Origin of the sequence: Nocardioides sp. (assembly GCF_031397825.1) — a bacterium.
In the GTDB taxonomy this organism is placed as follows: domain Bacteria; phylum Actinomycetota; class Actinomycetes; order Propionibacteriales; family Nocardioidaceae; genus Nocardioides.
The window spans coordinates 1-23683 of sequence record NZ_JANNML010000057.1; the positions used below are offsets into that span (position 1 = coordinate 1).

The 23683-nt window shown below is 72.1% G+C and carries 21 protein-coding genes; 7 read left to right on the plus strand and 14 right to left on the minus strand.

Annotation, left to right across the window (positions count from 1 at the left end):
- Positions 1–37 precede the first annotated feature (37 nt).
- Both RMN98_RS04525 and RMN98_RS04530 read right to left on the minus strand, forming a co-directional pair.
- Positions 38–1105, minus strand: a complete 1068-nt coding sequence (locus RMN98_RS04525; RefSeq protein WP_309647608.1) for a sulfotransferase — start codon at positions 1103–1105, stop codon at positions 38–40.
- Positions 1106–1473: 368 nt separating this feature from the next.
- Positions 1474–2559 carry a DNA polymerase domain-containing protein gene (locus RMN98_RS04530; protein ID WP_309647609.1) on the minus strand — a complete coding sequence of 362 codons (1086 nt, stop codon included), beginning with the start codon at positions 2557–2559 and terminating at the stop codon, positions 1474–1476.
- Between the two features lie 61 nt (positions 2560–2620).
- On the opposite strand from RMN98_RS04530, the gene RMN98_RS04535 reads away from it, so the two are divergent.
- Positions 2621–3490: a sulfotransferase gene (locus RMN98_RS04535; protein WP_309647610.1), complete on the plus strand. Its 870-nt coding sequence runs from the start codon at positions 2621–2623 to the stop codon at positions 3488–3490.
- Positions 3491–3502: 12 nt separating this feature from the next.
- Here the strand turns inward: RMN98_RS04535 and RMN98_RS04540 are convergent, their stop codons facing one another.
- From RMN98_RS04540 to RMN98_RS04550, 3 genes are read right to left on the minus strand one after another with little or no spacing between them, the layout of a single operon-like run.
- A complete protein-coding gene (locus RMN98_RS04540; RefSeq protein WP_309647611.1) occupies positions 3503–3829 on the minus strand; it encodes a hypothetical protein in 327 nt (108 codons plus the stop codon).
- Entirely contained in the window at positions 3826–5019 is a 1194-nt protein-coding gene (locus tag RMN98_RS04545; protein ID WP_309647612.1) for an acyl-CoA desaturase, read from the minus strand. Before RMN98_RS04545 ends, RMN98_RS04540 begins: the two co-directional genes overlap by 4 nt.
- Before the next feature lie 35 nt (positions 5020–5054).
- Entirely contained in the window at positions 5055–6128 is a 1074-nt protein-coding gene (locus RMN98_RS04550; protein ID WP_309647613.1) for a ferredoxin reductase, read from the minus strand.
- Between the two features lie 115 nt (positions 6129–6243).
- Here RMN98_RS04550 and msrB point away from each other — a divergent pair, with 115 nt between their 5' ends.
- Positions 6244–6645, plus strand: coding sequence for a peptide-methionine (R)-S-oxide reductase MsrB (msrB, locus tag RMN98_RS04555; protein WP_309647614.1), 402 nt, complete (start codon positions 6244–6246; stop codon positions 6643–6645).
- A 14-nt stretch (positions 6646–6659) separates the two neighbouring features.
- Here the strand turns inward: msrB and RMN98_RS04560 are convergent, their stop codons facing one another.
- Genes RMN98_RS04560 through hemG form a run of 3 tightly spaced genes read right to left on the minus strand, consistent with a single transcriptional unit; the run spans position 6660 to position 9449 of the window.
- Positions 6660–7307 (minus strand): hypothetical protein, encoded by a 648-nt coding sequence (locus RMN98_RS04560; RefSeq protein ID WP_309647615.1) that lies wholly within the window; start codon positions 7305–7307, stop codon positions 6660–6662.
- A gap of 49 nt (positions 7308–7356) precedes the next feature.
- Positions 7357–8076 carry a hydrogen peroxide-dependent heme synthase gene (gene hemQ / locus RMN98_RS04565; RefSeq protein ID WP_309647616.1) on the minus strand — a complete coding sequence of 240 codons (720 nt, stop codon included), beginning with the start codon at positions 8074–8076 and terminating at the stop codon, positions 7357–7359.
- Positions 8073–9449, minus strand: coding sequence for a protoporphyrinogen oxidase (hemG, locus tag RMN98_RS04570; RefSeq protein WP_309647617.1), 1377 nt, complete (start codon positions 9447–9449; stop codon positions 8073–8075). Before hemG ends, hemQ begins: the two co-directional genes overlap by 4 nt.
- A 154-nt stretch (positions 9450–9603) precedes the next feature.
- Between hemG and RMN98_RS04575 the strand changes: the two genes are divergently transcribed.
- Positions 9604–10557 carry a DUF4349 domain-containing protein gene (locus RMN98_RS04575; protein WP_309647618.1) on the plus strand — a complete coding sequence of 318 codons (954 nt, stop codon included), beginning with the start codon at positions 9604–9606 and terminating at the stop codon, positions 10555–10557.
- On the opposite strand, the gene hemE is transcribed toward RMN98_RS04575, so the two are convergent.
- Positions 10517–11563, minus strand: coding sequence for a uroporphyrinogen decarboxylase (gene hemE, locus RMN98_RS04580; protein ID WP_309647619.1), 1047 nt, complete (start codon positions 11561–11563; stop codon positions 10517–10519). The two genes, RMN98_RS04575 and hemE, sit on opposite strands and share 41 nt — an antisense overlap.
- Before the next feature lie 72 nt (positions 11564–11635).
- Between hemE and RMN98_RS04585 the strand changes: the two genes are divergently transcribed.
- Entirely contained in the window at positions 11636–12262 is a 627-nt protein-coding gene (locus tag RMN98_RS04585; protein ID WP_309647620.1) for a DUF3000 domain-containing protein, read from the plus strand.
- Positions 12262–13644: a ribonuclease D gene (locus tag RMN98_RS04590; RefSeq protein ID WP_309647621.1), complete on the plus strand. Its 1383-nt coding sequence runs from the start codon at positions 12262–12264 to the stop codon at positions 13642–13644. Before RMN98_RS04585 ends, RMN98_RS04590 begins: the two co-directional genes overlap by 1 nt.
- Here RMN98_RS04590 and RMN98_RS04595 read toward each other — a convergent pair.
- Entirely contained in the window at positions 13616–14578 is a 963-nt protein-coding gene (locus tag RMN98_RS04595; RefSeq protein WP_309647622.1) for a WYL domain-containing protein, read from the minus strand. The genes RMN98_RS04590 and RMN98_RS04595 overlap by 29 nt on opposite strands.
- An 84-nt stretch (positions 14579–14662) precedes the next feature.
- Between RMN98_RS04595 and RMN98_RS04600 the strand changes: the two genes are divergently transcribed.
- Positions 14663–15346, plus strand: coding sequence for an alpha/beta hydrolase (locus RMN98_RS04600; protein ID WP_309647623.1), 684 nt, complete (start codon positions 14663–14665; stop codon positions 15344–15346).
- Between the two features lie 19 nt (positions 15347–15365).
- Here RMN98_RS04600 and RMN98_RS04605 read toward each other — a convergent pair whose 3' ends face one another.
- The 4 genes from RMN98_RS04605 to hrpA form a co-directional block, all read right to left on the minus strand.
- Complete coding sequence (locus RMN98_RS04605; protein WP_309647624.1) at positions 15366–16778, minus strand: extracellular solute-binding protein; 1413 nt, start codon at positions 16776–16778, stop codon at positions 15366–15368.
- A 74-nt stretch (positions 16779–16852) separates the two neighbouring features.
- Complete coding sequence (locus RMN98_RS04610; protein WP_309647625.1) at positions 16853–17308, minus strand: type II toxin-antitoxin system PemK/MazF family toxin; 456 nt, start codon at positions 17306–17308, stop codon at positions 16853–16855.
- Between the two features lie 150 nt (positions 17309–17458).
- The gene (locus tag RMN98_RS04615; protein WP_309647626.1) at positions 17459–18055 is read right to left on the minus strand and encodes a hypothetical protein; all 597 of its coding nucleotides are present in this window, start codon (positions 18053–18055) and stop codon (positions 17459–17461) included.
- On the minus strand, positions 18052–21885 hold the full coding sequence (gene hrpA / locus RMN98_RS04620) for an ATP-dependent RNA helicase HrpA (RefSeq protein WP_397208831.1): 3834 nt from the start codon (positions 21883–21885) through the stop codon (positions 18052–18054). The genes RMN98_RS04615 and hrpA overlap by 4 nt, the downstream gene beginning before the upstream one ends.
- 61 nt (positions 21886–21946) lie before the next feature.
- Between hrpA and RMN98_RS04625 the strand changes: the two genes are divergently transcribed.
- The gene (locus RMN98_RS04625; protein WP_309647628.1) at positions 21947–23476 is read left to right on the plus strand and encodes an FAD-dependent oxidoreductase; all 1530 of its coding nucleotides are present in this window, start codon (positions 21947–21949) and stop codon (positions 23474–23476) included.
- Positions 23477–23683: the final 207 nt, after the last annotated feature.

Below are 23683 nucleotides of genomic sequence, written 5' to 3' on the forward strand. Positions count from 1 at the left end.
CACCTCGTCGAGGAACTCCTCGTCGCCCATCGCGCGCTCAGCCCTTGCGACCGAACAGCTTCCGCCCGGTCTCCGCCGGAGCCGCGGACGCCGCGGCCTCGAGCTCGACGATCCGCGCCTGCAGCGCCTTCAGCTCCCGCGCGTGCTCGCGGGCCACGTTGGCCTTGACCGTGCGGCGCACGTGCGCCTCCCGGGCCTTCGTGTGGTCGGTGGCGATCGCGACGGCGTAGTCGTGCGCACGGGCGTAGTCGATCCGCATTGCCGCGAACTCCTCACCCACGGCACCGTCCTGCGGCGAGTCGACGAGGTGGTTCATCAGCTCCCACGTGCGGTCGGCCATCGCGCGCAGGTCGTCGGAGACGTCGATCTCGTCCCAGCTGATGTGCGAGCGGTAGAGCTTGGCGTCGATGAAGTCGTCGACCGCGTGGTGCTCCCCCGAGGCCAGGTCGGCGTTGTAGTCCAGCCCGAGCTGCTCCCCCGCGCGGCGCAGCGCGGTGCGCCAGTCGGCAAGCAGGTCGGCGTAGCGGACCATCGCACGGCGTCCGTGGCGGGTGGCGATCTCGGTCTCGAAGGCCGCGTTGCACCACGCGGCGATGTTGGCGGTCGCGCGCTGGCGGCGGAACTCGTCGCTCTGGTCACCGAGGTAGGCGGTGTCACGCGACTTGGCCACCTCCACGGGGTGACGCAGCATCGTGAGGAAGGTCAGCTCGCGCCCGGCCTCGGCCGCGGCCTCGCGCCAGACGCCGTGCACCCAGAACGCCCGGGGGTCCTTGAGCAGCAGCTGCGGGTGACCAGCCTGCTCGCGCAGCCAGTCGACGAGGGTGCGCCGTACGTCGGGGTCGGCGGCGACGCCGGCCGCCAAGGCAGCTGCCTCGGGGCGGGTGTCGATCGTGCGCACCGGCACCCGGTTGAGCAGCTCCTTGTGGAAGTCGATGACCCACTTCGACTCGTAGAAGCCGCGGGGGTTGGTCTCGTCGGCCTCGATCAACGGCGGCGGGATGTGCAACCCGAGCCGATCGAGGGCACCGGCGACCGTGCTGGTGCCGCTGCGGCCGGAGCCCGTCACCAGGACCAGACGTCCCGCGGCGTAGTCGATGCTCGTCACACGGAGGAACCCTATCGTCCGAGGCCCCCACGGCCGCAGATCACCCGTCTCCTGCGTCACACCCGTCACGGATCGACGACGCTGTTACTCATTTGTGGATGTCCTGTTGATCGTTGCTGTGACCCGTCGTCATAGGTTGTTCGGGTCACCAAAGTCTGACTCTGATGACACGGGAGTCCGAGCAGTCGCGAGTCCGGGGGGAACGCGAACGGTCGGATCCACGGGAGCATGGTCCACACGAGGAGTCCGGGGGGACTTGTCGCGAGCAGTCCGGGGGGAATGCTCGAGGACCCAGAGTGGACCCCGCCAGGTGCGATCTCAGGATGCAGCTGGCGGGGTTCTTCCGTCTCCCACCGCTCTTGCCCCGCTCAGCCCTCGTCGACGCGGTTGCCGTCGGCGTCCCAGTGCGCGTCGACCTTCTTGCTCGGCTGCACGCGCGGCGGCTCGCCGGGCATCTTGGGGTGGTCGGGCGGGAAGTTGAGCTCGCCGCCCGGCTGCTCGTCGTAGAGCCGCAGCAGCGGCTCGATCGAGTAGGCCTCGTCGTCGATCCCGGCCCACGGGTCACCGTCGGCGAGCCGCTCCGGCACGCTGAAGAGGTGGTGCACGCGAGGGTCCGTGGTGGTCGCGAGCTCGTCCCAGGTCAGCGGGGTCGAGACCGGCGCGCCCGGCAGCGGCCGCAGGGAGTACGCCGACGCGATGGTGCGGTCGCGACAATTCTGGTTGAAGTCGACGAAGATCCGCTCCCCGCGCTCCTCCTTCCACCACGCCGTCGTCACCTGGTCGTCGCGCCGCTCGAGCTCGCGCCCGAAGCCGATCGCGGCGTGCCGCACGTCGGCGAACTCCCACTCCGGCCGGATCCGGACGTAGACGTGCACGCCCCGGCTGCCGGAGGTCTTCACGAAGCCACGCAGCCCGAGCTCCTCCAGCAGCTCCTGGGCGACCCCCGCGACCCGCACCGCGTCGGTGAAGCCGGTGCCCGGCTGCGGGTCCAGGTCGATGCGCAGCTCGTCGGGCCGGTCGACGTCCGCGCGCCGCACCGGCCACGGGTGGAAGGTCAGCGTGCCCATGTGGGAGGCCCACACCGGCACCGCGATCTCGGTCGGACACATCTCGTCGGCCGTGCGCCCGGACGGGAAGGTCACGCCCACCGTCTCGAGATAGTCGGGAGCACCCCGCGGCACCCGCTTCTGGTAGAACGCCTCCGCCTTCTCCCCCGGCCGCCCCGTCGCCAACGTGAACCCGCCGCGCACCCCGTCGGGCCAGCGCTCCATCGCCGTCGGCCGATCACGCAGCGCCCGCATCAGCCCGTCGTCCACGCTCGCGAAGTACTGAGCGACCATCAGCTTGGTGACCTCGGGCGTCCGCTCTGTCGCCTCGTAGATCACCCGGTCCGGGCTCGACACGCGCACCGCACGGTCTCCGGCCTGCACCTCGGCGGCGGGGGTCTTGGGCATGGCTCAACCTAACCGCCCGGCACCCCCACCCGTCGACGCCGCGATCGTTAGAGTGACGCGCGTGCCGCAGCCCCGCAAGACGTTCCTCATCGGCGCGGGCTGCCAGAAGGGCGGCACGACGTGGCTCTACAACCACCTGAAGAAGTCGCGGGAGTTCTCCCACGGCTACCGCAAGGAGTACCACGTCTTCGACAGCCTCGACCTGCCCTCGGAGGACTGGATGCGCCAGCGCATCCTGCGCCAGGCCGAGCAGGCCGTGGCCGCTGCTCAGCGTGGCGAGAAGGCCGACGCCGAGGTCCTCCACCGGGCCAGCATGTACGCCGACCCCGAGCTCTACTACGACTACTTCACCGGTCTGCTGCGACGGGCTCCGCGGTTCCGCGCCGCGGCCGACCTGACGCCGGACTACGCGATGCTCCCGGCCGACCGCTTCCGTCACGTCCGCGACGGCTTCGAGGCACGCGGTGTCAGGACGGTGTCGGTGTTCCTGATGCGTGACCCCGTCGAGCGCACCTGGTCCCAGATCCGGATGCAGGCCGATCGCGCGCCGGACCGGTTCAGCATCCCGACCGAGCAGGTGCTCGCCGAGCAGCACGCGGAACCGGTCTACGAGCTGCGCAGCCACTACGGCGACACGATCGCCGCCCTCGACGCGGTCTTCGCACCCGAGGACCTGCACTACGGCTTCTACGAGTCGCTCTTCAGCGACGACTCCGTGCGCGCGATCACCGACCTGCTCGGCATGGAGCCGGTCGAGCCCGATCTGGGCACCCGTCGCAACTCCTCCACCCGGCCGACCTCACGGCTCCCCGAGGACGTCGCGCAGCAGGTCGCCCGGCACTACGCCGGCACCTACCGCGCCGTCGCCGAGCGCTTCCCGGACGTCGACCTGCTCACCCTGTGGCCGCACAGCCGCCACGTCCTCGACTGAGAGCCCTCCTCGTCAGAGCAGCGAGTTGGGCTCGAACGTCGGGCGCGGGTCGACGTCCTCGCGGTTGGGCCGGACGTACTCGAAGCCAGCGGTCGTGACGACCTCCCACGTCGGGTCGGCGTAGGGCAGGGCCTTCAGGTCCGCCACGCAGCCCGCGTGCAGGGGCGGTGCGTGGAAGGCGTTGCGCCCCACCTCCTGGGGGGTGCCGACGAACGCGACCGGGCGGCCGAGGGGACGCGAGCACACGCCGCAGATGCGCGACAGCGCGCACTGCGTGACGCGTGCCTTCACCAGCGCCCCGTCGGCACCCCAGGCGAACGGCAGGACCGTCACGCTCACGAAGCCGCCTTGCGCATGTAGGCACCCGTCTCCTGGCGACGCGTCGGACGCTCGGCGTCGGACTTGCGGCCGCGCTCGACCGGAGGCGACGGCGGCTCGGGCGAGTCGTCGGACGTCATGCCGTTGGGCAGCGACAGCTTCATGATCGTGCGCAGCGTCTGGCCGTACTGACGGTAGAGCGGGCCGGTCGTGTACGGGATGTCGTACTTCTCGCACAGCGCGCGCACCTTGACCGCGATCTCCGGGTAGCGGTTGCTGGGGAGGTCGGGGAAGAGGTGGTGCTCGATCTGGTAGCCGAGGCTGCCGGCCATCACGTGGGTCAGCCGCGAGCCCTCGAAGTTGGCCGAGCCGAGCATCTGGCGCAGGTACCACTCCGCGCGGGTCTCGTCCTCGATCTCCTCCTCGGTGAAGTGCAGCGCACCGTCGGGGAAGTGCCCGCAGAAGATGATCATGTAGGACCACAGGTTGCGCGTGACGTTGGCCGTCGCGTTGGCCGTCAGCGTGGTCTTCCAGTTCTTGCCCGACAGCGCCGGGTAGACGACGTAGTCCTTGAGGATCTGGTTGCGGCCCTTCTTGACGATCTGCTTGAGCTGCCGCTTCATCTCCTTCGGGTCCTTCTTGCCCTTCCGGATCGCCTCGAGGTCGAGGTCGTGCAGGGAGACACCCCACTGGAAGAGGCCGGCGAGCAGCGCGTTGTAGACCGGTTGACCGAGGTTGACCGGGTGCCACTTCTGCTCGCGGGCCATGCGCAGGACGCCGTAGCCGATGTCGTTGTCGTGGCCGAGCACGTTGGTGAACTGGTGGTGCACGTAGTTGTGCGAGTGCTTCCACTGCTCGGCGGGCTGGGCGGTGTCCCACTCCCAGTTGGAGGAGTGGATCTCCGGGTCGTTCATCCAGTCCCACTGGCCGTGCATGACGTTGTGGCCGATCTCCATGTTCTCGAGGATCTTGGCCGCGCCGAGCATGGCGGCACCCGCGGCCCAGGCCGGCTTCTTGTTCGAGGCGAAGAGCGTGACGCGTCCGGCGAAGGCGAGGCCGCGCTGGATGCGGATCATCTTGTTGATGTACGCCGCGTCGTTCGCGCCGCGTGACTCCTCGATCTCGGTGCGGATCGCGTCGAGCTCGCGACCGAGCTGCTCCACCTCCTCGGTGCTGAGGTGGGTGTACTCCTTGACGTCTGCGATGGCCATGCGTGTCTCCCTGAACGTTGGAACGGAGTGTGGATCTAGATGTCGAGCGTGCAGTCACCGACGGCGGCGGTGATGCACGTCTGGATCTGCTCGTTGGGCTGGTTGTAGTCCTCGCCGTTGCGCAGGTCGCGGACCGCGCCGCTGACGAGGGTGACGGTGCAGGTGTGGCAGATGCCCATGCGGCAGCCGTAGGGCATCCCGACGCCGGCCTGCTCCCCTGCCTCGAGCACGGTGGTGGCGCCGTCGACCTCGACGCTCTTGGAGGAGTTGCGGAAGGTGATCGTGCCGCCCTCTCCACCCTCCCCGCCGAGCTGGAGGTTGAAGCGCTCCAGGTGCAGCCGCTCGTCGAGGCCGGCCTCGCTCCAGTGGGTGTCGATCGCGTCGAGCATCGGGCCCGGCCCGCAGGCCCAGACCTCACGCTCGCGCCAGTCGCCGCAGACGCGGTCGAGCTGCTGGAGGTCGAGCATCCCGTCGATGTCGGTGTGCAGCTGGTGGAAGGTCAGCGACGGGTGCTTCTGCGCCAGCGCCTCGAGCTCCTCGCGGAAGATCATCCGCTCGGGCGTGGTCGAGGAGTAGTGCATGACGACGTCGGGCATCGTGCCTCGCCGGTCGAGCGTGCGCAGCATCGACATGACCGGCGTGATGCCGCTGCCGCCGACCAGGAAGAGCACCTTCGCCGGGGGCGGGTCGGGCAGCACGAAGTCACCCTCGGGCAGCGCGAGACGGACGATCGTGCCGGGCTCGAGGCCCTTGACGAGGTGGGCCGACAGGAGTCCCTCGGGCATCGCCCGCACCGTGATCGCGATCGTGCGACCGCTGCGCTTGGGAGGCGAGGAGACCGAGTAGGAGCGCCACTGGAACTTGCCGTCGACCTGCACGCCGATGCCGACGTACTGACCGGGGCGGTGGTCGTAGCGCCAGCCCCAGCCCGGGCGGATCACCAGGGTCGCGGCGTCCTCGGTCTCGGGGACGACCTTCTCGACGCGGCCACGAAGCTCGCGGGTGCTCCACAACGGGTTGACCAGCGACAGGTAGTCGTCGGGGTGCAGCGGGGTCGTGAGCTTGTTGCCCGCCCTGCGCACACGTTCCCACGGGATGGTGCTCGCCATCGAGCCTCCTTCGAGCCACGGTCGGCCGGTCCGACCACGTCAGTGAACATGTGTGCACTGCGGTTCGTCAACAGACCCAAGGGGTGATTTCCAGACGGCCACTACCGTGGGACCCATGGCTTACAACGTGGAGAAGACCGACGAGCAGTGGCGTGCCGAGCTCACGCCCGAGGAGTACGCCGTGCTGCGCAAGGCAGGCACGGAGCGCGCCTTCGTGGGCGAGTACACCGATACCGAGACCAAGGGCGTCTACTCGTGCAAGGCGTGTCAGGCCGAGCTCTTCGAGTCCGACACCAAGTTCCACTCCGGGTGCGGTTGGCCGAGCTTCTACCAGCCGATGACCGACACGATCGAGTACATCGAGGACATGAGCCACGGCATGAAGCGCGTCGAGGTGCGCTGCGCGAAGTGCGGCTCCCACCTGGGTCACGTCTTCCCGGACGGCCACGGCACGCCGACCGGCGACCGCTACTGCATCAACTCGATCAGCCTGACGCTCGCGCCCGCCGAGGACTGAGGCCTGATGGGGGCCTACTCGACGTCGACCAGGGCCGGGTTGACCAGGACGACGGACTCGCCGTACTCCTCGTCGGCCCAGGCCTGGATCGAGCCGTCGTCGTAGGTGACGTCGACCATCACGTGCCCGTCGCCGCCGTAGGCGCCCTGGGCGCCGGGCAGGTCACCCACCTCGGTCGCGATCTCCTGGAGCTCGGCGTCGGTGTAGGCGGTCGCGGGTGAGGGCGGCTCCGTGGGCTCCGGCATCATCGGGTCGTAGAGCGCCGCCGGGATCGCGTCGGTCACGCTGAAGGCCGTGCCGTCCCAGGTGCCGGTCACCGCGAAGGTGCCCCAGCGGATCTTGCCCTGCTGCTCGAACATGCCCTGCTGGTCGGCCCAGTCCCAGTTGGGGATCGCCGGGCCCCCGCACTGAGGCGGGTAGGACTCGGCGATCGCGCCCAGGCAGAGCTCGACCGGGCCGGTCCCGGTGTCCATGACCGTCGGCAGGCTCGCGCTGCGCACCTCGCCGGGCGCCGCCGGCACCGCGGTGGGCCGCTCGAGGCCGGCGCTGCTGGAGCCACCGGCACCGGCCGGGTCCTGGACGACGTCGCCGCCCTGGTCGTCACCGCCGCACGAGACGAGCAGCGGAACGGCGAGGAACAGGGCGGCGACGGCGGTCTTCATGCCCGTACGACGCGCCGGTCGCCGATCCCGTTCCCACGCCACCCGTCGGTCACGGAAGACGCTGGACCAGCTCGCCGACCGGCGTGAGCGCGCCGGTGTAGAACGGAATCTCCTCACGGACGTGGCGACGCGCACCGGAGGCGCGCAGGTCGCGCATCAGGTCCACGATGCGGTGCAGCTCGTCGGCCTCGAAGGCCAGCATCCACTCGTAGTCCCCGAGCGCGAAGCTCGCGACCGTGTTGGCCCGCACGTCGGGGTAGGGGCGCGCCTGCATGCCGTGCTCCTTGAGCATCTCGCGGCGCTCCTCGTCAGGCAGGAGGTACCACTCGTAGGAGCGGACGAAGGGGTACACGCAGACGTGCCGCTTGGGCTCCTCGTCATCGAGGAAGGCCGGCACGTGGGACTTGTTGAACTCGGCCGGGCGGTGCAGCGCCAGCTGCGACCAGACCGGGTCGAGGCGGCGACCGAACGACGTGCGGCGGAAGCGGTGGTAGGCCTGCTGGAGCGCCTCGGAGTCCTCGGCGTGCCACCAGACCATGAGGTCGGCGTCGGCGCGGAGGCCGGCGACGTCGTAGACGCCGCGGACGACGACACCACCCTCGTCGAGCTCGGCGAACAGGTCCTGGACCTCGGCACCCTCGGCCTCACGGTCGGCCGATCCCGGGCCGTCACCGAGGACGTCGGCCAGTCGGAAGACCGACCACATCGTGTAGCGGATCGAGTCGTTGATCTCGCGGAGTCGCGCGGCGTTGGTCTTCTGCTCGCTCATGGCTCCATTGTGCCGTCGGCCGCGAACAGCTCGGCGGCGGCCCGGTGCGCGGAGGCGATGACGGCCGGGATGCCGACGCCGTCGTAGGCAGCGCCGCAGACCGCGAGGCCCGGGACCCGGGCGACGTCGGCCCGGATCCGCGCGACTCGGTCGAGGTGGCCGACGGCATATTGCGGGAGGCCGCCGCCCCAGCGCTGGACATGGGTGTCGACCGGGACGTCACGCAGGCCGGTCGCGGCCTCGAGGTCGACGAGCGAGAGCGCCACCAGCTCCTCGTCGCTGGCCTGGAGCGCGACCTCCTCGCGGTGGCGACCGAGCGAGGTGCGCAGGTGCACCAGGCCCTCGGCGGCGCCTGCCTCACGCACCCAGCCCCACTTGGCGAAGGAGAACGTCGAGGCCTTGATCCGACGGCCGTCGACGGGCGGGACCAGGAAGCCGGACGACCCGGTGTCGACCGCCGCGACGTCGGCGGCGGAGAAGGCGAAGGACACCACCGCCATCGACGCCGACTCGATGCCGGCCAGCTCCGCCGACGCCGCGGGCGCCAGGTCCGCGAGCAGCCGAGCCGTGGGCGCTGCCGGCGTGGCCAGCACGACGGCGTCGGCCGCGATGATCTCGGGGGCTGTCGTGGGTCCGGTGAGCACGGCGAACCCGTCCTCGGTCCGCGAGAGACCCCGCACGGTCACGCCGAGCCGCACGTCGAGACCGACGGCCAGTGCATCCGGCAGCAGGCCCATCCCGCCGGGGATGCCCGCGAAGACAGGGGTGTCGTAGGTCATCGGGATCGCCGCGCCCTGCTCCAGCAACGAGCCGCGCTCGGCGAAGCCCACCAGCTGGGGCACCGAGGCGCGCGCGGAGAGCTCGCGGGCGTGACCGGCGTAGACGCCACCCAGCAGCGGCTCGACGAGCCGGTCGACGACCTCGTCGCCGAAGCGGCGAGCGACCAGCTCCCCCACCGAGACGTCTCCCTCGATGACCTCGGGCGGGAGCGCAGGCTCGCGTCGGGCCTGCTCGAGCCCCGCATCGGACAGCACTCCGGAGGAGGCGAGCTGCTCCAGGTCGAGCGGGACGCCCATGAGCGAGCGCGGCAGGGGCCGCAGGGCGCCCCGGGTCCAGATGCGCGAGGAGGCAACCGTCGGGTGCTCCGGCTCGAGCCCCACGCCCCGGGCGAGCGCGACGCCCTCGGGGCGCCGGTTGAGCATCGCCTCGGCGCCGACGTCGACCGTGACGCCGCCGACCTCGTGGCGCAGCAGCTTGCCGCCGACGTGGTCGGCGCCCTCGAGCAACAGCACCTCGTGACCGGCGGCCACCAGGTCGCGCGCAGCGGTCAGCCCGGCGATCCCTCCCCCGACGACGACGACCCGCGTGACCACGACCTCATGGTCTCAGAGGAGGTCTCACCGGGGGCGGTGGGCCAGGACGTCATACGAAGCGAGGAGTCGCCTCCACCAGCCGTATGACGTCCGGCGCCTGGCGCTACCGGCCTCCTGAGCGGAACCCGCCTGCCGCCGGGCTCGTCGTACCGGCATGACCCGCCGCCTCCTCGCCTCCGCCGCCGCGCTCGCCGTCCTCACCGTCGGCGTCGCCGGCTGCTCCGCGGGCTCCGACTCGACCTCGTCCTCGGACGTCGCGGGCTCGGCTCCGGAACCGGCGATCGAGGCACCCGCGATGCCGGCCGAGGACGGCGCCGCCCTGCGCAGCGACGGATCCTCCCTGTCCTTGACCGACGCGGCCGGAGGCGCCGGAGCATCGGCGGACACCGTCGCGGCCGACTCCACCGCGCGCTCCCTGATCTCCACGGGCAACGTGCAGCTGCGCTCGGAGGACGTCGGGGAGGCTCGCTTCGAGGTGCAGAAGGTCGTCGACGAGCTGCGCGGCGAGATCTCCCAGGAGGAGACCGCGACCGACGACGAGGGCGAGGTGAAGCGCTCGCGGCTGGTCCTGCGGATCCCCTCGACCCGCTTCGCCGACGCCATGACGGCGCTCGAGGAGACCGCCACCCTGATCACGTCGAGCTCCGCGGTCGACGACGTCACGACCAAGGTGATCGACACCCAGGTCCGGCTGCGGGTGCAGCGCGCGAGCATCCGTCGCATCGAGCTGCTGCTCGACCGGGCCCAGAGCATCCGCGACATCGTCAACATCGAGGGCCAGCTCTCCCGCCGTCAGGCGGCGCTCGGCTCGCTGGAGCGGACCGCCGCCTACCTCGCCGACCAGACGTCCATGGCCACGATCACCGTGTCCCTCGAACGCACCAAGGACGAGCCGGCCAAGAAGAAGCCCGAGCCGGAGGAGACCGGGTTCCTCGCTGGTCTCGACGCCGGGTGGTCCGCCTTCACCGGGGCCGCGGTCGGGCTCGCCACCGCTGCGGGCGCCGTCCTGCCCTTCGCCGTGGTGCTGGCCCTGCTGGGCGCCGTGACGTGGCCGCTGCGGCGCCGGATCAGAGCGGGTAGGACTGCACGTACTCCGTCAGCCGCTTGAGCTGGTCGGGGTCGGTCGACGGGATGACCCCGTGGCCGAGGTTGAAGATGTGCCCGCGGGCAGCCCGACCGGCCTCGATGACCTCGGCGGCCCGCGCGAGCATCAGCTCGGGCGGGGCGAAGACCAGGGTCGGGTCGAGGTTGCCCTGGACGCTGCGGTCCCCCACGAGCGGGATCGCCGACGCGAGCGGCGTGCGCCAGTCGACGCCGACCACGTCGGCCCCGGCCTCGCCCATCAGCCCGAGCAGGTTGCTGGTGCCGACCCCGAAGTGGATGCGCGGGACACCGAGCCCGCCGGCCTGGGCGAGCACGCGGGTCGAGTGGGGCATGACGAGCGCCTGGTAGTCGGCCGGGGTCAGGGCGCCGGCCCACGAGTCGAAGAGCTGCACGGCCGAGGCGCCGGCGGCGACCTGGACCTCGAGGTAGGCCGCGGCGATCTGCGCGATCTTGCGCATCAGCGCGTCCCAGACCTCGGGAGCGCCGAACATCATCGCCTTGGTCTTGGCATGTTCCTTGGACGGCCCGCCCTCGACGAGGTAGGACGCCACGGTGAAAGGCGCCCCCGCGAAGCCGATGAGCGGGGTCGCGCCGAGCTCGGCGACGAGGTGGTGCACCGCCTGGGTGATGAACGGGACGTGCTCGGGCGTCAGGTCGGGGATCGCCGCGACGTCCTCGAGCGTGCGCACCGGCGAGGCCACGACCGGACCCACGCCGGCGACGATGTCGAGGTCGACGCCGACCGCCTTGAGCGGCAGGACGATGTCGGAGAAGAAGATCGCGGCGTCGACGCCGTAGCGGCGCACGGGCTGGAGCGTGATCTCCGTGACCAGGTCGGGGTCCATGCACGACTCGAGCATGCCGACGCCCTCGCGGATCTTGAGGTACTCCGGCAGCGAGCGCCCCGCCTGGCGCATGAACCAGACCGGCGTGTGCGGCACCGGCTCGCCGCGCGCGGCCTTCAGGAGGGCACTGTCGGCGAGTCCGGGGTGGCGAGGGGGCGACGGCATGGGACAAGCCTCCCAGGTCACCCCCGGCGTGTTCGCAGATGGGTTCGAGTCCCGCGGACCTACTGTGATCCCATGGTCGTCCGTCAAGAGTCGCGCACCGGGTCCGGTGGGCAGACGAGCCCCCCGGAGTTCCGGGCGGCCGTGGCGACGATGCGGGCAGCGACGCTGCGCCCCGAGATCTTCTGCGAGGAGATGCCCGCCCCCCAGCGCATCGCCCCGCACGCCGCCGCCCTGTCGGCCGACGTCACGGTCGACGGCGTCGACGTCGGCACCGGGCGGATCATCCTGCTCCACGACCCGGCCGGCAACGATGCCTGGGACGGCACCTTCCGCTGCGTCGCCTATGCCCGCGCCGAGATCGAGCTCGACATGATCACCGACCCGCTGCTCGCCGACGTGGGCTGGTCCTGGCTGACCGAGGCACTCAGCGCCCACGGCGCCGCCTACACGGCGGCCTCCGGCACCGTCACCCGCGTCGCGACCGAGAGCTTCGGCGGGATGGCCGACGAGGCCGGCACCGCCCAGCTGGAGATCCGCGCCTCCTGGACGCCCATCAGCGACGAGGCCTCGCCGCTCGACGTGGGACCGCACGTCGAGGCGTGGGGCGAGCTGCTCTGCACCGCCGTGGGCCTGCCGCCCGTGCCCGCCGGCGTGACGGTCATGCCCGGCCGTCGGGGCCAGCGGGGCGCGGGCCACTGATGACCGACGAGTCCCAGCCGCCCGCACCGAGTCCCGACGAGACCCCGGGTGACGAGCAGGCTCTCGCCGAGCCCGAGGTGCGCGCCGAGCTGCTCACCCTGCGCGACGGGCTCTCCGCCGTCATCGAGACCGAGGACGCGCTCCAGGCCTACTGCGACGCCCTCGCCGCGGGCACCGGCCCCGTGGCGATCGACGCCGAGCGCGCCTCCGGCTACCGCTACTCCAACAGGGCCTACCTCATCCAGCTGCGCCGCGAGGGTGCCGGCACGTCGCTGATCGACCCGATCGCCTTCGAGTCGCTGGCGCCGCTCCAGGCGGCCCTCGAGGGCACCGAGTGGATCCTGCACGCCGCCACCCAGGACCTGCCGTGCCTCAACGAGATCGGCCTCTACCCCACCGCGCTCTTCGACACCGAGCTCGCCGGTCGGCTGCTGGGCTACCCCCGCGTCGGTCTCGCGACGCTCGTCGAGACGCTGCTGGACCGTCGCATGAAGAAGGAGCACTCCGCCGTCGACTGGTCGACGCGACCGCTCCCCCAGGCGTGGCTCGAATACGCAGCACTCGACGTCGAGGTGCTCGTGGAGCTCCGCGACCTGCTCGCCGCCGAGCTGGTCGAGACCGGCAAGGACGACTGGGCCCGTCAGGAGTTCGACTACCTGCGCACCTTCGAGCTGCCGGCCCGCGTCGACGCGTGGCGTCGTACGTCGGGACTCCACCGGGTGCGCGGGCGCAAGGCGCTGGGAGCCGTCCGGGCGCTGTGGGAGCTGCGCGACTCGCTCGCCGAGCAGCGCGACGTGACCCCGGGGCGGATCCTGCCCGACTCGGCCATCGTGGCGGCCGCGCAGGCGATGCCGCTGGACCGCGACGCCCTGCTGTCCACCAAGGGCTTCCACGGCCGCGGCGCCGAGCGCTACTCCAGCCGCTGGGTCGCCGCGCTCCGCGAGGTCGACGAGATGGGCGAGGACGAGCTCCCCACGCGGGCGCCCCGCGGAGACGGCCCCCCGCTGCCCCGGGCCTGGGCCGAGAAGGACCCGGTCGCCGCCCGTCGCCTGACGCTCGCGCGCGAGGCGATGACCGCGCTCGCCGAGGACCGCAACCTGCCCGTGGAGAACGTCCTCACCCCCGACTACCTGCGCCGCACGCTCTGGTCGCCGCCCAGGACCCGTCAGGGCGACGAGCTGATCGACGCCGTCGTCTCCCAGCTCGCGGGCTATGGCGCGCGCGGGTGGCAGATTGCGCTGGCCGCGCCCGTGATCGTGACCGCCATCCTCCAGGCGGACGCCGACACGACCGCCGACACGACCGCCGAGATGGACGCCGCAGCGCCCGGGGCCCTGGACGACGCCGACGACCTCAGCGCGGATCCTCCAGCGCCGTCCTGAGCCGCTCGGCCAGCACCGCCACGGCCGCGCGCAGCTCGGGGCCGCCCTCGACGCGGTAGGGGAACGGCACCCGCGCCAGCCACTCCTGGGCATACATCTCCGGGTTGCTGGTCGTGCCCACGAGCACGCAGCCGTCGCCCAGCGACTCGAGCCGTCCCATCGTGGGGTGGACCCACGGTGCCACCCGGGCCATCGGGGCGTCGAGGACCACCCGGGTCTCGTGCTCCCAGCCGGTGGCCAGGGCCTCCTCGAGCGCTGCCACGGGGTCGAGCCCGGCCGGCGGCTCGAAGCGTTGCACGGTCTCGCGGACAGCGCTGATCCGGTCGACGCGGTAGGTGCGGCTGGCGTCTGCGTGGTGGGAGAAGCACAGGAGGTACCACCGCCCCAGGCGCACGACCACCGCCCACGGGTCCACCTCGGCGTCCCAGGTCCGGCCGGAGCCGCTGCGGTAGGACACGACGACCCGGTGGCGCGACGCGACCGCGGCGACCAGCGCGCTCGTGAGTGCCGGGTCCGGTCGCGTGGACTGCTGGCGGGGCACGGCGGCCGCGTGCTCGCGCAGCACCGCCGCCTGGCGTCCCACGCTGTCGGGCAGCGCCCGGACCACCTTGCCGAGTGCGGAGCCCACCAGGTCCTCGGAGTCGGTCGCGGCGGGTTGGCCGTCCAGCACCGCCATCACCAGCCCCAGCGCCTCCTCCTGGGTGAACATGACCGCCGGCAGCCGGGCACCGCGGCCGAGCCGGTAACCGCCGTAGGGACCGCGGGTGGACTCCACCGGGATCCCGGCCTCACGCAGGATCGCGACGTAGCGGCGCGCCGCCCGCTCGGTGACCCCGAGCCGCTCCGCCAGGTCACCGGCGCTCACGCCGGGGCGATCCTGCAGGACCTCCAGTGCGCGCAGCGCCCGGGCCGTGGGACTCACCTCGGAGGACATTGCTCGACAATAGGCCACGAACAGGACGCAGATCGTCCGGAACCCTCACTAGCGTGGCACGCACACCGACCAAGGAGAACTCACATGGACATCGTGCTCGTCGCCGGACTCTGGCTCGACGGATCCGCCTGGGACCTCGTCGTCCCGGAGCTCGAGGCACTCGGACACCGCGCCGTCCCGATCACCCTGCCCGGACAGGGCGACGGAGCGACCGAGGCCGCGCTCGACGACCAGGTCGCAGCCGTGGTCGCCGCGGTCGACGCGGCGACCGGACCCGCGCTGGTGGTGGGGCACTCCGCCGCCTGCACGCTCGCGTGGCAGGCCGCCGACGCACGGCCCGACGCGGTCGCCAAGGTCGCACTGATCGGTGGCTTCCCCTCCACGGAGGGCGAGGCGTACGCCGCGTTCTTCCCCGCCCAGGACGGCGTCATGGCGTTCCCGGGCTGGGGGCCCTTCGAGGGGCCGGACTCCGACGACCTCGACCAGGCCACCAAGGACCGCGTCGCCGCAGCGGCCATCCCCGTGCCCGAGGGCGTCACGACGGGGGTGGTGCACTACACCTCCGAGCGTCGCTACGACGTGCCGCTGGTGCTGGTGTGCCCGGAGTTCACCCCCGCGCAGGCCCGCGAGTGGATCGCCGGCGGCGACACCCCCGAGCTGGCCAGCGCACGTCACCTCGAGCTCGTCGACCTCGACTCGGGTCACTGGCCGATGTTCAGCCGGCCGAAGGCACTGGCCGCCCTGCTGGACGAGGCTGCGAGCGACTGACCTGCCACGGCGGCAGCGGCTAGTCCGCGTCCTCGGAGGCGCTCTCGCTGGGGCTGGCGAGCTCCGGGTCCAGCACCGTGCGCGACTGCTCGTCGACCTGGGTCGTGAGGGCCTCGAGGTCGGGCACGGTCACGCTCAGCAGCAGCCGCAGGCTGCCGGAGACGGCGGCCTCGAGGGCGGTGTAGTCGTCGAGCAGCGGCGGCACGACCATGTCGTCGATGCTGGTGCGGAAGACATCGGCGTGCTCGGGCTGGAGGGCGGGCTGCAGGAAGTCCTCGGACACCGCGACCGGCAGGCTCGCGGGGGCGAGGTAGCCGGCGCGGGCCACCCGGGCGACGGGCTCGGCGGACACCGCGTGCACGAGGAAGTCGGCCGCCCTGGCGACGCTCGGCGCGTCGCTGGAGACGCAGAGCCCGGTGATGTCGCCGATGGTCGCTGCCCGGTCGAGCGTGGGCATCGGCATCACGTCGAAGCTCAGGCCGTCCACCTCGCGCAGCTCGGGGGTCAGCGAGCGGAAACCGGCGATCATGCCGAGCTTGCCGCGCTCGAACCACTCCATCGGCGAGGCCTCGGCGAGCTGCTCGTTGCTCAGCGTCACCGATGCGTCGCGCAGCAGCTCGAGGGTGCGGCTCAGGGCGTCGCGGGAGTCGTCCTCGGAGAGCGCGAGCGACGTGGGCTCGTTGTCGTCGTCGAAGAGGTCGCCACCACCGGAGTAGACGAAGGGCGCCAGGCCGTGCAACGTCGGCTCGATGTAGACGCCGGCGCTGCCGCGGCGCGGACGCGTGGCGAACTCCGCCGCGGCGGTGAACTGCTCGAAGGTCCAGCTGTCGCGGGTCTCGTCCTCGGGGGTCTCCGGGTCGTCCTCGGGCGCCGGGAGCTCCCGGGCCAGCATCCGGTCGAAGTCGATCAGCTCGGTGTTGTAGTAGATGACCATCGGCGAGATGCCGTAGGGCATGCACTGGAGCTCGTTGTCGGCGGAGAACGCGAGGAGCGCGTCGCGGGCGTAGTCGTCGGTGTAGTTGACCCCGCGCTCGTCGAGCAGCTCGAGCAACGGCTGGTTGAGCCCCTCCTCCTGCACCATCGCCAGGTCGCCACGCGAGACGAGGTAGAGGTCGGGGACCTCCCCGTCCTGCATCGAGGCGACGAACGCGTCGTGCGTGGGCCACGTCAACAGCTCGATCTGGCTGGTCTCGCTGTCGGTGTTGTAGTCATCGACCATCGCCTGGTAGGCCGCGACCTCTGCGGCGGCGCCCCAGACCCCGAAGGTCAGGTCGGTCGGCTTGGCCGGCGGCGACGTCTGGGTCGGCGGGGCGGGCGAAGGCTCCTGCTGGTCGGCGTCGCAGCCGGCCACGGCCAGGCTCAGCGCCAGGACGCCGGCGAGCAAGACGGCAGCCGCACGCGGTCGTCGTACGTCGCGGAGTCCTCGCCTCAAGCCGTGTCCCTGCCTCATCCGTGTGTGGTGCCGTCTGGTCGCGCGGGCGCCACATTACCTGTGGGTCGCCAGGGTCAGGGCTTCGCGTGGAATCGCCGGGATGCGGCGAGCACCGCGTCGAACGTCGCGCGGTCCAGGGCCGCACCCTCACGTCGTACGGCGCCGTGCTCCAGCACGATCAGGCGGTCGAGCCGGACCTCGCTCGGGCGGCCCTGTCGGTCCCAGCCGCCGGTGCCCACATCCATCCAGTGCCGCCCGTGGCGGGACTCGTCGGCGGCGTCGCGGTCGTGGTCCTTGCTGGTCAGCATCAGGCCCAGCCACCGCTCGTGACCGCCGGCCCGTCGTCGGCCGATGACCAGCACCGGGCGGTCCTTGCCCTGGCGCGGGTCGTCCTCGTAGGGCACCCACGCCCACACGACCTCGCCCGGGTCGGCCTTGCCGTCGCGTTTCGGGGCGTAGCCGATCTCGTCGGGCAGGCGACCGGCGCGGCGTCGACGCAGGCGGCTCAGCAGCTGGCGGGGAGACCTCATGGCCCGAGACTAGGCCGCAACATCGCGCCGACTCGACAGTGGTGAGCGCGCCGGACCGGGAGCACCTCTCGGCGCATGGCCGCTCGTAGCGGCTTATTGTGGGACCCGGGGCTACCGCAGCCCGGCGCACTCAGGGATGAGTCTAGAGGGTCACGCCAGCCCGCGGGCGAGCTCGACGTGACCCGCGGCCTCGAGCTGCTCGGCCAGCGCGAGCATCCGCGTGACGTCCGTCTCGCCGCCCAGGATCGCGCGGCCGGTGGCCACGACGCGCGCGAAGGCGGCGGCCCGGAACAGCACGTCGGCGAAGTCACCGTCGGCGATGCCGCGCAGGACCTGGTCGACCATGGCGCGCAGCTCGGCAGGGCCCGGCGGGTCGGCCACGCCGGCCACGACGCGGGCGACCTGGGCCCGGGCGCGACCGGCCTCGAACTCACGGGCGACCCCGACCGCGTCGGCATAGACCCAGGAGCGCAGGAGGTAGAGCCGCCACAGGCAGCCGGCCAGCGAGTCGGCCGGCGAGTGCGACCAGACCTCCGCGATCGACTCGATGCCCTCGGTGTCGGCCAGGTGCATCAGCCGCTCCGCGACCGCGTCGTCGTCGCTCTCGCGCGCGCCGCGCACCAGCAGCGCCGCGGCGCGGTCGCCGGCCTCGGTCACCAGCGCCGGGTCGGCGCCCCCGACGAACTCGTCGAAGAAGCCGCTGCTGCGCTGCATCGGCCGGTGGTGGGGCCGGGGCTGGTCGGTCACGCGTTCAGGCTACGGCGGATGCGTTGGTCGCTCACCGGGTAGGCCGTGCCGAGCTGCTGCGCCCAGAGCGAGACGCGGTACTCCTCGAGCATCCACCGCACCTGGCGCAGCGCCGCGCCCGGCGGTCGGTCCTCGGGCAGCGCGGCCACGCGGTGCAGGTAGGCCTCCTGGAGCTCGGCCACCCGGTCCATCAGCTGGCGGTCCTTGTTGATCGCCCCGCCGCCGCCGTCGAGCCGGTCGCGACGCGCCTGCACGGCGGTGAGGTAGCGGTGCAGCTGGCGCAGCTGGGTCACCCCGGCGTCACCGACGAACCCGCGCGTGACCAGCCGCTCGACCTGCCCCTTCATGTCGGCCAGCGCCGGCAGCATCGCCATGTCGGCGCGCCCGCTGAGCCTCTTCTCGGTCGCCCGCCAGGTGTCGAGCACCCGGATGACCTCGCTCACGAGCCCCGGAAGCTCCGCGGCCTGGGCGCGGCCCGCCTCGCCCAGCAGCACGTCGTACGACGCCTGGTCGCGCGTGGGTGGCCGGGCGTCGACGCAGGCCTGCAGGACCGCGTGGCGGCAGTCCTCGAGGAGCTCGGAGACGTGGGGGTAGGGCGAGCCGGCGAGGCCGAGCTTCTCGAGGTTGCTGAGCCCGTCGAGGACCGGCTTGTCGGCGCGCGGGAGGTTGAGCGCGAGCAGGCGGGTGACGCCGAGGCGGTGCCGCGCGTCGCGCTCGTCCTCGGAGCCGAAGACCTTGAGCCCGACGCTGCCGCCCTCGTCGACGAGCCCGGGGAAGCCCTGCACGTCGTGGCCGGCGCGCACCTGGCGGAAGGACTCCTCGATGGTGTGGAAGACCCAGGTGGTCTCGCCGGTGCGGGACAGGCCGCTGTCGGAGGCCACCTCGGCCATCGCCTTGGCGAACTGCGGGCGCAGCGGCGCCTTGAGCGCCTCGAGGTCCTTGCCGCGGGCCTGCTCGCTGCCGTCGTCGCCGACGACGCGGTAGGTCGGGCGCAGGTGCTCGGCGACCTTGTCCCAGTCCCAGGCCTCGCGAGGCACGACCACCCCGGTGGTGGAGCGCAGGTGCCGCTCGAGCGCTTCGAGCAGGGGCTCCTCCCCCGCGGGCACGGCGGCGAGGAAGGCGCGCGCGGTGTTGGGTGCCGGCACGAAGCTGACCCGGAGGTTCTTGGGCAGGCTGCGGACCAGCTCGGTGACGAGCTCCTCGCGCAGGCCCGGCACGTTCCACGAGAAGTCGTCGGCGACGACGCGGTTGAGGGTCGCGACCGGCACGTCGATGGTCAGGCCGTCGTCGGCCGAGCCGGGCTCGAAGTGGTAGCTGATCGGGAAGGTGAGCCCCTCGCCGACCGACCCGTCGCCGGCGGTCCAGGTCGAGGGGTAGTCGTCCTCGCGGATCTCCCCGGCCGTGTCGTGGCGAAGCATCGAGGGGTCGAAGGTGAGCAGCTCGGGGTCGACCTGGCGCGCGTCCTTCCACCACCGGTCGAAGTGCGCGCCGCTGACGACCTCGGCACCGACGCGGGCGTCGTAGAAGTCGAAGAGGGTGTGCTCGTCGACGACGATGTCGCGGCGCCGAGCACGGTGCTCGAGCTCCTCGGCCTCCTCGAGCAGCGCCCGGTTGCGCGCGAAGAACCTCTGCCGCGTCGACCACTCGCCGTAGACGAGGGCGTGGCGGATGAACAGCTCGCGGCTGAGCTCGCGGTCCACCTTGCCGAAGCTGATCAGCCGGTCGGCGACCAGCGGGACGCCGTACAGGGTCGCGCGCTCGTGGGCCATGACGGCCGCCCGCTTCTTGGACCAGTGCGGCTCGGAGTAGGTGCGCTTGACCAGGTCGCCGCCGAGCCGCTCGGCCCACTCGGGCTTGATCGCGGCGTTCTGCCGGGCCCACAGGCGCGAGGTCTCGACGAGCTCGCCGGCCATCACGAACGCGGGTGGCTGCCGGGCCAGGCCGCTGCCGGGGAAGATCGCGAACCTGGCGCCGCGGGCGCCGAGGTACTCCCGCATCGGCCGACGGCCCTTGGCCGGCCGGCCGCCTCCGCTGGGCGCGACCTCCTCGAGCAGGCCGATCTGGCTCAGCAGCCCGGCCAGCAGCGCCTGGTGGATGCCGTCGGCGTCCGGAGTGTCGGCCGGGACCCCGATGTCGATCTTCATCTCGCGGCAGACCTGGCGCAGCTGCGACTCGAAGTCCTGCCACTCCCGGACGCGGAGGTAGTTGAGGAACTCCTTCTTGCACATGCGGCGGAAGGCACTGCTGCCCATCTCGCCCTGCTGCTCCTTGACGTAGCGCCACAGGTTGAGCCAGGTGAGGAAGTCGGAGCCCTCGGCCTTGAAGCGGGCGTGCTGCTGGTCGGCCTGCGCGCGCATCTCTGCGGGGCGCTCGCGCGGGTCCTGCAGCGAGAGGGCGGCGGAGATCACGATGACCTCGCGCACGCAGCCGAGTCGCTCGGCCTCGAGGATCATCCGGCCCAGGCGGGGGTCGATGGGCAGGCGGGCGAGGCGCCGCCCGAGCTTGGTGAGGCGTACGCCGCCGCGGGTCTCGGCCGCGCCCGTGGTGCCCAGCGCGCCGAGCTCCTCCAGCAGCTGCACGCCGGCGGTGACGTTGCGTCGGTCGGGCGGCTCGACGAACGGGAAGCGACCGACCTCGCCGAGACCGAGCGAGGCCATCTGGAGGATGACGGAGGCCAGGTTGGTGCGCAGGATCTCGGGGTCGGTGAACTCCGGGCGGCCCTCGAAGTCCTCCTCGGAGTAGAGCCGGATCGCGATGCCGGCCTCGACGCGGCCGCAGCGACCCGAGCGCTGGTTGGCCGAGGCCTGGCTGATCGCCTCGATCGGCAGCCGCTGCACCTTGGTGCGCGCGGAGTAGCGCGAGATGCGCGCGACACCCGAGTCGACGACGTACCTGATGCCGGGCACGGTCAGCGACGTCTCGGCGACATTGGTGGCCAGCACGACACGACGGCCGGTGTGGGGCGCGAAGACGCGGTGCTGCTCGGCGGCCGAGAGCCGGGAGTAGAGCGGCACCACCTCGAGCGGGTTCCTCAGGTTGAGACCCTGGAGCACCTCCGCGGTGTCGCGGATCTCCCGCTCACCGGGCAGGAAGACCAGGATGTCGCCGGGACCCTCGGCGCTGAGCTCCTTGACGGCCTCGACGATGGCCTCGGTCTGGTCACGGGTGACGACCTCCCCCTCCTCATCCTCCTCCGGCACCTCCATGAGCGGCCGGTAGCGGACCTCCACGGGGTAGGTGCGGCCGGAGACCTCGATGATCGGCGCGGGCGTGCCGTCGGGCGCGGCGAAGTGCTCGGCGAAGCGCTCGGGGTCGATGGTCGCCGAGGTGATGATCAGCTTGAGGTCGGGGCGCTGCGGGAGCAGGCGGCGCAGGTAGCCCAGGAGGAAGTCGATGTTGAGGCTGCGCTCGTGGGCCTCGTCGATGATGATCGTGTCGTACTTCGTGAGCTGGCGGTCACGCTGCAGCTCGGCCAGCAGGATGCCGTCGGTCATCAGCTTGACCCGGCTCGCGCGCGAGGTCTTGTCGGTGAACCGCACCTGGTAGCCCACCAGGTCGCCGAGCTCGGTGCCGAGCTCGGAGGCGATCCGCTCGGCCACGCTGCGGGCCGCGATGCGGCGGGGCTGGGTGTGGCCGATCAGCTTGCCCTCACGACCGGCCAGGCCGCGGCCGAGCTCGAGACAGATCTTGGGCAGCTGGGTGGTCTTGCCCGACCCGGTCTCCCCGGCCACGATCACGACCTGGTGGTCGCGGATCGCCGCGGCGATGTCCTCGCGGCGCATGCTGACGGGCAGCTCCGGGGGATACGTGATCTGGAGCTGGTCGGTCATGGCCTGACCCATTCTGCCCTGCCCCTTGCCTAGAACACGTTCTCGTTGCGACGATCGCGCGGTGACCAGCTCCGAGGGACGACCGACCGACCAGTACGACGTGGTCGTGGTCGGCTCCGGCGGCGGCGCGATGACAGGCGCGTTCCTGGCCGCGAGGGCCGGCCTGCGCACCGTCGTCGTCGAGAAGACCGCGCTGATCGGCGGCACGTCGGCCTACTCCGGCGGCGCCTGCTGGCTGCCGGGGAGCCAGGTGCAGCAGCGCGCGGGCCTGCCGGACTCGACGGCGGGGGCACGGTCCTACCTCGCGACCATCCTGGAGTCACCCGACACCTCGAAGGTCGAGGCGTTCCTCGCCCACTCCCCCGAGCTCGTCGCCGAGCTGGAGTCCGACGAGGACATCGACTTCGAGTGGCTGCCGTTCGCGGAGTACTACGACGCACCCGGCCGCGTGCCGATGGGGCGGTCGATCCAGCCCCTCAAGGTGCGGCGGGACGAGCTGCCCGCGGAGGTCGCCGAGCTGGTGCGACCGCCGGTCGAGCTCGACCGGGCCGGGGAGGGCGGCCGACGCACGCTGACCGGAGGCCAGGCGCTCATCGCCCGCCTCGCCACGGCGTACGTCCGTGAGGGCGGTGAGATCCGCACCGGCCTACCGGTGACCGGCTACGTGGTCGAGGACTCGCGCGTGGTGGGTGTCGCGGCGATGACACCCGAGGGGCCGGTGACGCTGCGGGCGTCGCGCGGGGTGCTGGTGGCGGCGGGCGGCTTCGAGGGCAACGCGGCGCTGCGCGCCGAGCACGGCGTGCCGGGCGAGGTCGCGTGGACGATGGCGCCGCGCGGGACCAACACCGGTGAACCCCTGGAGGCGGCGATCGCGCTCGGTGCGGCCGCCGACTTCAGCGCGGTCGGCTGGTTCTGCCCCGGCCTCGAGCACCCCGACGGCAGCGGGTCCTTCACCCTCGGCTTCCGCAGCGGCTTCTTCGTCGACGCCGCCGGACAGCGCTTCGGCAACGAGTGCTTGCCCTACGACCGCTTCGGACGCGTGATGGCCGCGCACGCCGGTGCGGTGCCGTCGTGGTTCGTCTTCGACTCGCGCGAGGGTGGACGGCTGCCCGCGATCGCCATGCCCGAGGGCGATCCCGCCGACCACCTGGCTGCGGGCACGTGGGTGTGCTCGGAGACGCTCGCATCGTTGGCGGAGGAGATCGGTGTGTCGGCTGACGCGCTGGTCGCGACGGCCGAGCGCTTCAACGGCTTCTGCGAGAGCGGCAAGGACGAGGACTTCGGTCGGGGCGAGGACGAGTACGACACGTTCTTCGCCGGCGGCACCGGACCCAACGCGGCGCTGACCGGCGTCGACCAGCCGCCCTACTTCGCCGCCCGCTTCGTGCTCTCCGACCTCGGCACCAAGGGCGGCCTCGTCACCGACACCGCTGCGCGCGTGCTGCGCCCCGACGGGTCGGTCATCGCCGGGCTCTACGCGTCCGGCAACTCCTCGGCCTCCGTCTTCGGCCCGGTCTATCCCGGGCCCGGCGCGCCCCTCGGCTCGGCCATGGTGTTCGCGTCGTTGGCCGTGCGGGACATGCTGGGCTGAGGGGGCGGGTCCGCTGTCCGGAGCCGAAGCCCCGAGTCGTGTGCCGCGGGCAGCGGCAGAGCGCCAAGCGCGAACAACAACCTGCCGATGGGACCGGAGCGAGTGCGTGGCACTTCACGATCGACCTTCGGCATGCTGCGCAGGTAGGCGATGGCCGCGCCCAGATCGCGATCGCTGATCGCGCAATAGGCATCGGCCGACATCATG